The organism is Bacteroides sp. CAG:189 (assembly GCF_000432295.1).
Taxonomy (GTDB): Bacteria; Bacteroidota; Bacteroidia; order Bacteroidales; family Bacteroidaceae; genus Bacteroides; species Bacteroides salyersiae.
The window spans coordinates 1-13,410 of the sequence record NZ_HF991075.1 but is presented as its reverse complement, the minus strand read 5'-3'; the positions used below and the strand labels follow the sequence as shown (position 1 = coordinate 13,410).

The window sequence follows — 13,410 nt, the reverse complement described above, 5'->3', positions numbered from 1 at the left end:
AATAAACCTCCATCTTTGCACTGTTGATCAGCAAAATATGTGAATGAAAAAAACGATTAGTAACATTAAACGGAGGAATTAATTATGCCTTTATTTTACAAAGCGGTGCAATCACCGATAGCAAACAAAACAGGAGCCAAATTGTGGCATCTGAATCTGGTGAAGGCCGGAGGTACAGTAGCTACCCAGCAATTGGCTGAGGTAATAGCAGAGAAGTCATCCCTTACAGCAGGTGATGTGCAGAACGTGGTGCGCAACCTTATGTCTGTGATGCGTGAATATCTTTTGAACAGCCGTTCGGTACGTCTGGACGGTCTGGGTACGTTTACGATGAAAGCCTGCACAAGAGGGAAGGGGGTGGAAAGTGCCGATAAGGTAAGTCCGAATCAGATCACTGCTCTTAAATGTCGGTTTACTCCCGAATATACACGCCCGGCTGCCATTGGCACGACAAGGGCTTTGACGCAAGGAGTACAGTTTCTGCATGCCGATTTATTGAAAAATGACACTTCGGAAGAAGGACCGTCGGGAGGCGGTAGCGGAGAAGGAGAAGATCCGGCAGCTTGATGAAGTGACCGGCTGATGATTGAGAGTCGGAAATGACATGATTAAAGATTGAAAATGTACGTTTAAGGATTGACTGCGCAGTATCCGATTTTTTTACAAGTAATAAACAACTAACGAATAAATAATATGAAGAAAACGATTTGGGATACAATTCTGAAAGTAGTGATAGCCGTGGCCAGTGCTTTGGCTGGTGTATTTGGCGGACAAGCTTTAATGGCTTAATAAATATTTTAAAGTAGAATAACTCTGGAGTCTCCCGATCGTTGCATGACGAATCGGGAGATTTTTGTTATAGGTGATAGAGGATATGGGTTGTTCTATTCCGGTTGACATCGCTTTGAAACATGTGTTACAGAAAAAAGCTGTTTATCTGAGCGTATTTTTTGCATAGTTATGAATTAAATCTTAGATGGATGTAAATCTGTTGAAAATAAAGAGGATACAAACAAAAATGGACAATTTGACACAACCTTTGGACTAAGTGGTATATGCGGTTACCCGATTTATTTTTAAGACGTGTACAAAGAGGTGCGCGTCTTTTATTTATGTTCGGATTGCATACCGGTTTAATACGTGCCGTAGCAGGTATATGACTTGGCACACGGCTCTAAAGCTTGCAGTAGCAATGAAGAGAAAATTTTACAGGAACTGAAGAATCAGGGTATCTTTGATAGGATCGAATTCTTTATTTCTTCTCTTTTCCCATAATTTTGTCTATGATCAGCGCGATGGCACCATCACCCGTTACGTTGCAGGCTGTACCGAAACTATCCATTGCGATGTATAATGCAATCATCAATGCTTGCGCAGATTCATCAAAACCTAACATCGACTGTAGGATGCCTAAAGAGGCCATAATGGCACCGCCCGGAACACCCGGAGCAGCTATCATGGTGATGCCCAACATAAAGATGAATCCGGAGAAGAGGGAAAAATCGAAGGGCATACCTTGCATTATCATCAAGGCAAGTGCACAGGCTACAATTTTCAGTGTACTGCCGGAAAGATGAATGGTGGCACAAAGGGGGATGACGAAACCGGCAATATCGGCTGATACTCCGTTTTTTTTAGTTTGTTCCAATGTGACAGGGATAGTGGCAGCTGATGACTGGGTACCTAATGCCGTAAAATAGGCGGGTAACATTCGGGTTAATAACTTGAAGGGATTGCGTTGAACGAACAAAGCAGCGATGCAATATTGGAAAATCAGTAAAAAGACATGCAAGACGAAAATGACTCCTATGATCTTGATGAACACCATCAGAATGGAGAAGACTTGCCCGGAGTGTGTCATGTTAAGAAAAATGCCAAAAATATAGAGAGGTAACAAGGGGAGGATAACGGCACTGATCATGCGGACAATGATCTCTTGAAAATCGCGTGCGGCATTTTTTAAGGAGTCGCTATGCAGGGTGGCTAATCCGAGTCCTAACGTAAAAGCAAGTATAAGTGAGGTCATTACGTTCATTAACGGTGGGATGGAGATGGAAAAGAAAGGCAGGATGCCTTGTGCTTCACTGATTTCTTCGAGCGGCCTGCCCGGTTCTATTAAAGACGGAAATAAGGTGGCACCGGTGAAATAAGAGAGGAAACCGGAGAATAAGGTTGCACCATAGGCTATCAGTGCAGTGACAAGCAGCATTTTACCGGCTTCTTTGCCAATGTCGGCAATGGCAACGGTGACGAGCCCCAGAATGATAAGTGGAATAGAGAAATTAAGGAATTCACTGAAGATGCCGTTGAACGTTACAAATATACGAACCAGCGAAGCTGGAAAGAAATGTCCGACTGCGATTCCTAACAAAATGGCAATAATTATACGGGGCAACAGGCCGATATGGATTTTCTTCATAATCGAAACTTAATTTATTTGCTACAAAAGTAGCATTTTTTCTGTAAATAGACGAACAAATTCTTCTTGTGCGTGTTATATGAATAAACAAGTAAATAGATAAATATTACAATTATGTCAATACAGAATAAAACGGATGTTGGGCTAATAGGATTGGCTGTAATGGGTGAAAATTTAGCCTTAAACATGGCAAGTAAGGGATGGAAAGTTTCGGTGTACAACCGTACGGTGCCGGGAGTAGAAGAAGGGGTAGTGGAGCGTTTTATCAATGGACGGGCCAAGGGCTTGAATATTGAAGGATTTACGGATATTGCCGATTTTGTCAACTCTATCGCCTTACCTCGTAAAATAATGATGATGGTTCGTGCAGGAAGTGCTGTAGATGAACTTATGGAACAACTTTTCCCTTTACTTTCTCCGGGTGATATCTTGATTGATGGCGGTAATTCTAATTTTGAAGATACAAACCGTCGTGTAACGTTGGCTGAATCGAAAGGTTTTCTTTTCGTGGGTAGCGGTGTGTCGGGTGGTGAAGAAGGAGCCTTGAATGGTGCTTCCATTATGCCCGGCGGTTCGGTGGCTGCCTGGCCGGAGGTTAAGCCTATTTTACAGAGTATAGCAGCAAAGGCTCCCGACGGAACGCCTTGTTGTGAGTGGATCGGCCCGGCAGGTTCGGGGCATTTTGTGAAAATGATACATAATGGCATTGAATATGGAGATATGCAGCTTATTGCCGAAGCATATTGGGTGATGAAGAACTTGCTTGATCTGACCAATGAAGATATGGCGGATGTTTTCTCCCGTTGGAATGAAGGGAAGCTTCGCAGTTATCTGATAGAAATTACAGCGAACATCTTGCGCCACAAAGATAAGGCAGGAGGCTATTTGCTGGATAAAATTCTGGATGCTGCCGGGCAGAAAGGTACGGGAAAATGGTCTGTTATTAATGCTATGGAGTTAGGGATGCCGTTGGGGCTGATTGCTACGGCGGTATTTGAGCGTAGTTTGTCGGCACAAAAAGATTTGCATGAGGCTGCTTCACGTCAGTTCCAGTGTAAACATTCGCTGGCAGTTTATAATAAACCGGAAATGATAAAGGACATTTTTGCTGCATTGTATGCATCTAAACTGGTATCGTATGCACAAGGATTTGCGGTGTTACAGCGCGCTTCCGATGCTTTCGGGTGGAAACTCGATCTGGCGTCTATTGCTCGTATGTGGCGTGGCGGATGCATCATCCGTAGTGTTTTCCTGAACGATATTGCCGCCGCTTTTGAAGCGAAAGATAAGCCGAAACATCTGTTGTTGGCACCATATTTCCGTGATGAAATTAAGGAGTTGCTACCCGGATGGAAAAATCTGGTGGCACAAGCAATGCGTGAGGAACTTCCGGTTCCGGCATTCTCTTCGGCATTGAACTATTTCTACTCATTGGTGTCTGCTAATTTGCCTGCGAATATGATTCAGGCGCAGCGCGATTATTTTGGCGCTCATACCTTTGAACGAAAAGATGAACTCCGGGGCCAATTCTTCCATGAAAATTGGACGGGACACGGTGGTGATACGAAGTCGGGTACTTACAACAATTAGTGATAAGTGGTTTAGTGATTAGTGATAAAAATAGAAATGATGGATAAATTCGTAATGATAATATTTGGAGCTTCGGGCGATCTTACCAAACGTAAATTGATGCCTGCTCTATATTCCTTATACAGGGACAAGCGTCTAAAAGGAGGTTTTTCTGTAATAGGAGTGGGACGTACCGTTTACTCGGATACTGATTACCGGACTTATATTTATACGGAGTTGGAACAGTTTGTGAAACCCGACGAACAGGATAAAGAACTGATGGATGGTTTTACACAGCATCTCTATTATTTGCCGATTGATCCTGCTATAGAAGCGGGGTATGTGCGGCTTCGGGAACGTTTGCAAGAGATTACCGATGAGAAAGAACCGGATAATCTGATGTTTTATCTGGCTACGCCCCCTTCTCTCTACGGGGTGATTCCTTTGCATTTGAAGAAAGCGCATCTTAATCGCGGACGCGCCCGGATTATTGTAGAAAAGCCGTTTGGATACGATCTTCATTCGGCGGAAGAACTGAACCGGATTTATGCTTCTGTTTTTGAGGAACATCAGATTTATCGTATTGATCATTTTCTGGGAAAGGAAACGGCACAGAATCTTTTGGCTTTCCGTTTTGCCAATGGCATATTCGAACCTTTGTGGAATCGTAACTACATTGATTATATAGAGGTGACGGCTGTCGAAAATTTAGGTATCGAACAGCGTGGCGGTTTCTATGATACGGCCGGTGCCTTGCGCGATATGGTACAGAACCATCTTATACAACTTGTGGCTTTGACGGCAATGGAACCTCCTGCCGTGTTCAATGCCGATACTTTCCGGAATGAAGTGGTAAAGGTGTACGAATCTTTAACACCGCTGACCGAAGAGGATTTTGAAGAGCATATTGTCCGTGGGCAATATACGGCTTCCGGCAGTAAGAAGGGATATAGGGAGGAGAAGAATGTGAGTCCGGAATCACGTACCGAAACTTATATTGCCATGAAACTGGGTATCAGTAACTGGCGTTGGAGCGGTGTTCCTTTTTATATTCGCACCGGTAAGCAGATGCCGACAAAAGTGACGGAGATAGTGGTACACTTCCGTGAAACACCGCATCAGATGTTTCATTGTGCGGGAGGTAACTGTCCCCGTGCCAATAAACTTATTTTGCGTTTGCAACCGAATGAAGGTATCGTATTGAAGATTGGAATGAAAGTGCCCGGTGCCGGATTTGAAGTGAAGCAGGTAACAATGGATTTCAGCTATGACCAGCTCGGCGGTGTTCCCAGTGGAGATGCTTATGCACGGCTGATTGATGACTGTATTCAGGGAGATCCCACTCTCTTTACCCGAAGTGATGCCGTTGAAGCTTCCTGGCGCTTTTTCGATCCGATTCTCAAATATTGGAAAGAACATCCCGATGCACCGCTCTATGGTTATCCTGCCGGCACATGGGGGCCTCTTGAAAGTGAAGCCATGATGCATGAGCATGGTGCGGAATGGACTAACCCTTGTAAAAATTTGACAAACACAGACCAATATTGTGAATTATGAAACCTTTTATATATCCTTCGTCCATGGAGACGGCACGCGCATTGATTCTTCATCTGATAAAAATAATGATAGATGAACCCGGCAAGACTTTTAATTTTGCCTTTAGCGGTGGAAGTACTCCTGCACTGATGTTTGACTTGTGGGCAAACGAATATAGCGATATTACTCCGTGGACGAGAATGAGAGTTTATTTTGTAGATGAACGATGTGTTCCTCCTGAGAATTCGGACAGTAATTATGGAATGATGCGTTCATTATTGGTGGGTGTGGTACCTATTCCTTATGAAAACGTATTTCGTATTAAGGGAGAAGAAAGACCGGAAAAAGAAGCGGTCCGTTATTCTCGTATGGTAGAGAATAACGTACCGATGAAAGACGGTTGGCCTGTGTTTGATGTGGTATTATTGGGAGCAGGAGGGGATGGACATACTTCGTCTATTTTTCCGGGACAGGAGAGCCTGTTGTCTTCTGATAAAATATATGAAGTGAGCTATAACCCGAATAACGGGCAGAAACGTATAGCAATGACGGGATGTCCGATAATAAACGCGCAGCGTGTCATTTTCCTGATTACCGGCAAAAGTAAAGCCGATGTTGTAGAGGAGATGTGTACTTCCGGTGATACCGGACCTGCTGCGTATATAGCTCATCATGCCGAAAACGTAGAGTTGTTTTTGGATGATTATGCCGCATCGAAAATAGATGAGGAGGAAATATTAGATTAATAAAGCCGGCTAAAGGGTGCTCTCTACGAGCTCCCTGTTTACTTCCGGCTTTTTAATCTTTACAGATCAGTTTCTTCTATCTTTTGAATTATATATTTTCCTTTCTTGTCTTTATGACAGTAGCAAACATAGTAATTGGGATCTTTTACTTTGTCATTCAAATTTTGAGGTAATTCAATTTCTTTTGTCTCTCTATTGATAGCAACTAAAGCTATAACAATTCCCTCTTCTTCACATTTCTTAATCAGAGTATCATTCAGAATTAGTTCTTCTTCATCCATTTCGTATGCATTTAGTGTGTGCAAAGGTAATGTTATAATAATAATATTGTACTTTTTTTATGAGATTTTTATTCATTTTGCAGCATATTTCTTGTCTCCGATGCCGAATGCAGAACGAGAAACCTGTTTGTTTTGAGGGAGGGGGAAGAGTGGCTTGATTATCTATGAAAATAATTATTTCCTGTTTCCTTTTTTACATGGGTTATTTGATTACTTTTACGCGATTTGTAGACGATGAAATGAATAATGTACTTGTTTTAGTGGACAGCTTGGCCGATTGGAAACCTTATTCCAAAACGAACAGCATTTTGACAGTTTCCGATTATCTGAAGTATAAACCTCAAGGTAAAGATCGTAAACTGGTTATTAACTTGAGTAACGATTACAGTTACAATTCAGAAGGTTATTATAGCTCATTGCTGGCACAGACACGGGGGCATAAAGTAATTCCCATAGTGGACATTATTAATAAAGTAGAGGCAGGAACGGGGATTCGCATGGATAGTAACCTTCAAAAGATTTGCTATCAATGGATACAAAAAAATAATATAAGAGAAAATATCTGGTACTTGAATGTATATTTCGGTACTTGTAAAGAGAAAGGGGTGGAACGTATTGCCCGTTTTATTTTCGAGAATTATCATGCACCTTTATAAAGGTGGCTATGAATACCCATTCCAAAAATCAAATAGAAAATATTCAGTTTTTATCTTTGAATCAGTTGAGTGTGGAAGAGGAAGATCATTTTGCAGATGCTCTTGACCTGTTTAGCAAAAGAGTATGGTGTGCACCGCAAATAGCTGATATTCCGGATATTATGATTATTGAACAGATTTATCATGATGGAGCGGATGCTTTATACATGCAGTTGTCTCTGAGCTGAACGCTTGTTTGGACTCATTATGTACAATAGGGAAGAGGGTCAAAAGCTCATTAGAAATTTTTGAAGATCTTCTGTCTGGTCGATTTGTAATTTCTTGCGCAGACGATTGCGGGCCGACTCTACACTGCGCACTTCCTTGAAAGTTATATCGGCAATTTCTTTGGTGGACAGGCCTAACCTGAGTAATGCGCATAAACGCATTTCTTTCATTGTGAGGTTAGGGTATTTTTCATTCAGGTTTTCATAAAAATGGTGATGGATACTTTCGAAAGAGTCGCGAAAATCTTGTAATACATTACTACTGTCGAGCAGATTCAGTTGCGAAATGATATCTCGTATCTGTTTCTTGACTTGAATTTCTTTAGGGTTCATATCCAGTAAAAGTTGTTTCAGTCGGTCGGTCAGTTGGGCTATAAATTCTTTATTCTTGGTATCTTGCAGTGAATAATAGATTTGTTTACGTTCATTTTGTTCCAGTTCCAGTTTCAATTTTTCCTGTTCATTTAATAAAGAAATAATTTTTTCTTCTTGACGTTCCATCTGTCCGCGTTTTTGTTGGACATAATGATATAGTGTCTTTTTGGTTTTCTTTTTCGTTTTTGACAGCCTGTAATTTATCCATCCTGCGATTAATAACAATATGATAATGACACAAGCCGTTATAATATAGATCTTTTGCATTGTTACGTCATGAACATTCTCTATTTGGATGAGTTTCTCTTGTAATGCTCGTTCTTCATTGTATGCAGTAGATAAGCTTTTGGTCCTTTTTTCTTCATCTATTTTGTATATGGAATCTTTTAAAACTGTCGATTGTTTCAGCATGGCGAATGCCGTATGGTATTGTTTCTCTTTAGCATAGCAATCGGAAAGCTCTATTAATAGGGTTGTCTTATCCATGATATTATTATGCTCTTCGGACAATGCAAGTGCTTTTTTCAAATACTCAATTGCCAGTTCTTTACGATCCATCGCTTTGTATATGTTATGCATGATTTGGTATGTTCCTGCCAGATAGTATTCTTGATGGTGCTTTATCTGATATTTCTCTACCTGTTTCAATATTTGAAGGGCTAATCTGGTTTCTTTTTGTTTTAAGTAGATAGAACCGATATTTCGTTGTATTAATATCACCATATCGGAGTCGTTGACTGCGTCCAGTTGATGCATGGCTAAAAAGGCATATTCGAGTGCTTTGGTATAATTTTCTCTTTTGGCGTAGTTGACTGAAAGATTATTGTAATTGACAAATAGTTTTTGCGGGTTTTTGAATTCTTCGTTAATAACAATGGCCTTTTTAAACAGCGAGTCGGATTCGCTGTACTTTTTTTGTGCTTGTAATATGGAAGCAATATTATTGCAAAGTATGGCTTCCTCTTCTTTACAATTATTTTCTTGGGAAAAATCGAGTGCTTTTGAATAGTAGTTCATCGCCAGGTCAGGCAATCCCATACAATTGTATACAAAACCGATCTGATTCATGATGTGGATATAGGTGACAAGTGAGTTTTGTGGTATTTTGGGATATATATCTTTTATGACGGACAGGCAATAACTCAAATATTTGCTTGCTTCTTCTCTGTGATTGGTGTTACACAGCGATAATCCGGTTTGAAATATGATTTCAAAGAACTGTTGATCCGAGTGTGTGGCATGGGTCAGGGAGTCTATTCTTTTTGCCAATATGGTATCGGTGAAGTATGGTTGCAAAGCAATCTCCTTTGATTGACTTAAAATATTCTCGATTCCTTTGGTAGGCATAGCGGTGGATTGCGGGAATATTTCTCCAATTAAACAATGTATAAATAGTGCGATCAAAAGAATTTTACGTATCATGTTTCTTTGTTTTGTATTTATTGCAAAGATAATTATATGTTCCATCTTAAACAATATTCACGTTTATTTTTAAAGGTTGCGTTTAAAAATAACTTTATGACAATGAAAAAACTCTTTTTGAAAAAGAAAAATATTTTATTGTGTATCAGTTTTTTAATTAAATGTGCCGTAGTATATTTTTTCTTAAATAAAATAGTAAAGTAGTTTATACAGGGAAAAATATTATGATAATAAATCAAAAATCGCTCATTTTGTCATCGTGAACGTTAGATGGCGCCGGAGCGTGTCAGATAGCAATTATTAATCCTCAAATACAATTCAAATGAAAAAAGTATTACTATTTGTGCATTTCATTTTGATTGCTGTAGTTACAATGCATGCACAATCATTAAATGAAGACTTTGAGAGTGATAAATTTCCGCCTGAAGGTTGGACAACACGCTTTATTGATTATCCTTCATTAACGAATTTTCCTGCATGGAAACAAATGGAACCGAATGATTCTTATTTGACAGGGTATAAAGGTGGAAAAGCCGCTTTTTCTCAGAGTTCCGGATTCGGAATGTCGGCTGCATGGACCAGTTCATGGTTGATCACCCCGCAAATTACAATTGATGAAAACGATTATCTTAGTTTCATGTTGGGAGCTAATGCGGCATTTAATGGTCTTGCTACGACTGTAGAACCTTACAAATTACGAGTGATGGTGTCCACTACTGCCACAGATTCAATCTGTTTTACAGATACGGTTTTTCAGATTGCTCCCAAAAATGTGTTACTTTGGGGCAATTATACCATAGATATGAGAAAATATGCCGGTAAAAAGGTATATATTGCATTTTGGAATTTCGGACATACTCCGAGTATAGCAGGTGCTTTCCTTGCTAATAGAATGTATTTGGATCACGTGAGGATCACCCAAACTCCTTCGCCGGATGTGGCTCTTTTTTCAGTTGGTGGAGTTGCAGATGGGTGTCAGTTGGAACAAACTTTAAAGGCAGCTATTAAAAATACCGGCTTTGTGTCTTCTTCTTATAAGTTGTGTTATCAGGTTGACGATAATCCGATTGTAAGGGAGAATATAAATGAAGCGTTGAATAGTGGTGAGGAGAAAGAATACATTTTCAATGAAAAGGTGAAACTTACTGAGCCACGCCAGAATATGGATAGTGTTTACAATATTAAAGTGTGGGTAGAGGCACCGAATGATGCAAACTTGTATAATGATACGTTGGCTACTGCAGTCACTATTGTTGGTTCTATGGAATATCCATATAAGATGAATACGGAAAATGCTCCGAAATTTTTCCGCAGTTCTACTTCTGTAGGCAGACAGAATGCTTATTGGAAGTGGTTTAGTGTGGCCGAAGGCGGAGAAGATAGCTGGCTGTTTTCTCCATATCAGAGCAAAACGAGTATTTTGGCAAGTAATTGCATCGTATTGCCCAAAGGACAGGTGCGTATTAATTTTGAATATAAATGTGCTTCTGGTTTTAAAGCGACGGCTTCTCTTGGTAATTTCAATTATTCTGATTATGAACCGATCGGTATATCCGAAGAGATTCCTGCTTCAGCTTATGAATGGGCTAAAGGAGGATTGACGGTCGATGTGAAGGAATTAGGCAAATATTCATTGGGATTAATGGTAAACGTTGCCACTTCACAACTTCTGATGCGTAATATAGAAATATGTGATCCTTACAATGATGTGGCTATCAAAGTGATAACCTCTCCTTATGCCAATGCAATGATGAGAAATAATTCGGTAACAGTGGCTGCCGTATTTAAGAATATCGGTAAGGATGACTTGCAGAATGTGCCTGTTCATTATCAGTTCAAGAATGGGAAAGTGGTTGACGGAGTAATTGCTTCACTCCCTTTAGGTGAAGAGGTGAGTTATACTTTCGATACTAAAGCTGATTTTAGTGAATTAGGAACAAATGAATTAAAAGTATGGAGTGCATTGCAATCGGACGGAGATAAAAGTAATGATGAAGCAACTACTACGGTTGAAGTTTATGAGGCATTCGGTTTCCCCTACAAGATGAGTTTTGAACAGGATGAAAGCTGGAAAAGCTGGATCACTTACAATTCTGAAAAGGATATTGTATATTGGGATGTGATGCAAGTTGTCAGTGGAAACACCAACTATGCTAAAGAGGGACTATATGCAGCTTATATCAATTCTTTCAGTGGAGTGACTCATGACGACTGGTTGATTTCTCCGGCTATTACATTACCTAAAGGCAAAGTACGTCTTTCTTTCTATTATACTACTCTATATGCATCGGGTACTTCTAATCTGAAAGTTTATTTGGGGAAAACGGACTATTATGCTGATTTCAAGAAAAGTACACCCTCTATTACGCTTCCGGTCGATAATACTAAATATTATCGTCAAGGATATATTTTACTTGATGTAGAAGAAGCCGGTAATTATTATCTTGCATTTTATAATGATGGTAGTGGTCGGGATATTATTCTGGATGATGTACGTTTAGATGATGCTGACGATATGGCAATTGAGAGTATTGTTTCCTCTGCCCAGAACGGATTCTATTTAAATAATGCGGAGGTTACCATTTCTTTTATGAATCATGGATCGAAAACAAAAACAAATATTCCGTTAAGTTATACTGTTTATAAGGATGGTATGGAAAGTAGCAATGTTGCTCAAACTGTCACAGAGATTTATACCGGGAGTATTGAGCCGGGGGCAACAGTAAAATATGCATTTAATGAAAAAGCTGATATTTCTACTCCAGGCACTTATTCATTATGTGGCGAAGTCAAAGATGCGTCTGATAGTGATGATTATAATAATAAAGTATTTTCATCGACTGTCATAAATCACTACAAGGCGGCAACGATTCCTTATGTAGGTGATCTTGAAACGGATTTAGAGCGTACTCAGTGGAAATTTGAAGGTGGATGGGCTACGGGAAACAATTTTACCGGTGCTAACTCATCTTATTCCGGTAAGGGCGGTATACGCCACACTGGTGCTGCTGGTAAAGATGGAGATTGGGCATTCTCAGGATGTATTGAAATCCCGGCCGGGACTTATGATTTTGCATTCTTCTATCGTACTTGGTTGATAGTCAGCGGTAATCCGACACCGGAAAAGAACGGACAGAGCTTTGAAATATTCTTGGGTAATTCTCCTGTTGCCGATGCTATGAATATGTCTGTATATAAAGTGGAAAATGCTCTTGTTCCCGGAAGACAGTATCAAAAAGTTGTGAATACGATCACTATTCCTCAAGATGGACATTACTATATCGGAGTGAAATGTACAACGACGAATACGATGAGTAGTGCTATTTTTATGGATTATTTTACGATCAAAGTTCCTGTTACTACTGGACTGAGTATAGAGACAGATCCGTATGTCGCTGATTTTGCTAACAGAGAAAGTGAATGGTATCATTATAATCCTTCGGAGAGCCATTTTGAACAATGGACTGTTGCAAAAATCGGTGATGAAACTTTCATGAAGACACAAGTCACCAGAGATGATGCAGGTTTGGGGCTTACTTATAAACCGTGTCCGGGAGCTTATGTTGCTCCGGTTATGAGCTTAAAGAAAGGGGACATTATTAAAGCTACTTTTGATTACAGTATCATTATTAAAGCTTCTGCACCGGAAAGTATGGAACAATACATCAGACTTTATATGGCAGATAAAGATATGCCCGATGCCTTTACGACTTTGGTGGCAAGCGGTGATGATAATTCCGGTGATAGGGCTACTGCAAGCGGGAGTATAACGATACAGGCTGACGGACTTTACTATTTCGGCTATCTGGTAGAGACTCCGGTTAGTACACAGGCTTTCAATCTGTATTCTACTAAAATAGAAAAGACCGGAACAGATCCGAATGTAGGCATGCAAAATACAGAAGCGGAAGAAAGCGGATATTATGTAGCCGGACATACTCTTTGCCTGGCGGGTGATTATCAAACCGTTCGTATTTACAATGAAAACGGGCAACTGGTTCTTCATACCGGAAATACAGATAGAATTGAATTGGATACTTATGAAAGTGGTGTATATATTCTCTCTCTAACTTCCGGGTCTGTAACAAAGACCGGCAAGTTTATTGTCAAATAACTAACATTTTGTTTCTACAAGGGGGA

The 13,410-nt window shown here is 40.1% G+C and carries 9 protein-coding genes and 1 pseudogene; 7 read left to right on the top strand and 3 right to left on the bottom strand.

Annotated features, from left to right (window positions below; all coding sequences use genetic code 11):
- Window positions 1–84: 84 nt before the first annotated feature.
- Together QVP90_RS11165 and QVP90_RS11160 are read left to right on the top strand one after the other, a co-directional pair.
- Window positions 85–567: an HU family DNA-binding protein gene (locus QVP90_RS11165; protein ID WP_021936449.1), complete on the top strand. Its 483-nt coding sequence runs from the start codon at window positions 85–87 to the stop codon at window positions 565–567.
- Between the two features lie 126 nt (window positions 568–693).
- A complete protein-coding gene (locus QVP90_RS11160) occupies window positions 694–789 on the top strand; it encodes a smalltalk protein (protein ID WP_007480625.1) in 96 nt (31 codons plus the stop codon).
- Window positions 790–1,252: 463 nt separating this feature from the next.
- Here QVP90_RS11160 and QVP90_RS11155 read toward each other — a convergent pair whose 3' ends face one another.
- Complete coding sequence (locus tag QVP90_RS11155; protein WP_021936448.1) at window positions 1,253–2,419, bottom strand: dicarboxylate/amino acid:cation symporter; 1,167 nt, start codon at window positions 2,417–2,419, stop codon at window positions 1,253–1,255.
- Between the two features lie 114 nt (window positions 2,420–2,533).
- On the opposite strand from QVP90_RS11155, the gene gnd reads away from it, so the two are divergent.
- The 3 genes from gnd to pgl are packed head-to-tail and all read left to right on the top strand — an operon-like array spanning window position 2,534 to window position 6,270.
- On the top strand, window positions 2,534–4,009 hold the full coding sequence (gene gnd / locus QVP90_RS11150; protein WP_021936447.1) for a decarboxylating NADP(+)-dependent phosphogluconate dehydrogenase: 1,476 nt from the start codon (window positions 2,534–2,536) through the stop codon (window positions 4,007–4,009).
- Window positions 4,010–4,048: 39 nt separating this feature from the next.
- Entirely contained in the window at window positions 4,049–5,545 is a 1,497-nt protein-coding gene (gene zwf / locus QVP90_RS11145; protein WP_264381152.1) for a glucose-6-phosphate dehydrogenase, read from the top strand.
- Window positions 5,542–6,270, top strand: coding sequence for a 6-phosphogluconolactonase (gene pgl / locus QVP90_RS11140; RefSeq protein WP_021936445.1), 729 nt, complete (start codon window positions 5,542–5,544; stop codon window positions 6,268–6,270). Before zwf ends, pgl begins: the two co-directional genes overlap by 4 nt.
- A 59-nt stretch (window positions 6,271–6,329) precedes the next feature.
- On the opposite strand, the gene QVP90_RS11135 is transcribed toward pgl, so the two are convergent.
- Complete coding sequence (locus tag QVP90_RS11135) at window positions 6,330–6,551, bottom strand: hypothetical protein (RefSeq protein WP_005932658.1); 222 nt, start codon at window positions 6,549–6,551, stop codon at window positions 6,330–6,332.
- A gap of 239 nt (window positions 6,552–6,790) precedes the next feature.
- On the opposite strand from QVP90_RS11135, the pseudogene QVP90_RS11130 reads away from it, so the two are divergent.
- Window positions 6,791–7,353 (top strand): annotated as a pseudogene (locus QVP90_RS11130) (RimK-like ATPgrasp N-terminal domain-containing protein); the annotation flags it as partial.
- 120 nt (window positions 7,354–7,473) lie between these two features.
- On the opposite strand, the gene QVP90_RS11125 reads toward QVP90_RS11130, so the two are convergent.
- On the bottom strand, window positions 7,474–9,270 hold the full coding sequence (locus QVP90_RS11125; RefSeq protein WP_007480642.1) for a tetratricopeptide repeat protein: 1,797 nt from the start codon (window positions 9,268–9,270) through the stop codon (window positions 7,474–7,476).
- 322 nt (window positions 9,271–9,592) lie between these two features.
- Between QVP90_RS11125 and QVP90_RS11120 the strand changes: the two genes are divergently transcribed.
- Entirely contained in the window at window positions 9,593–13,384 is a 3,792-nt protein-coding gene (locus tag QVP90_RS11120) for a T9SS-dependent choice-of-anchor J family protein (protein WP_021936444.1), read from the top strand.
- Window positions 13,385–13,410: the final 26 nt, after the last annotated feature.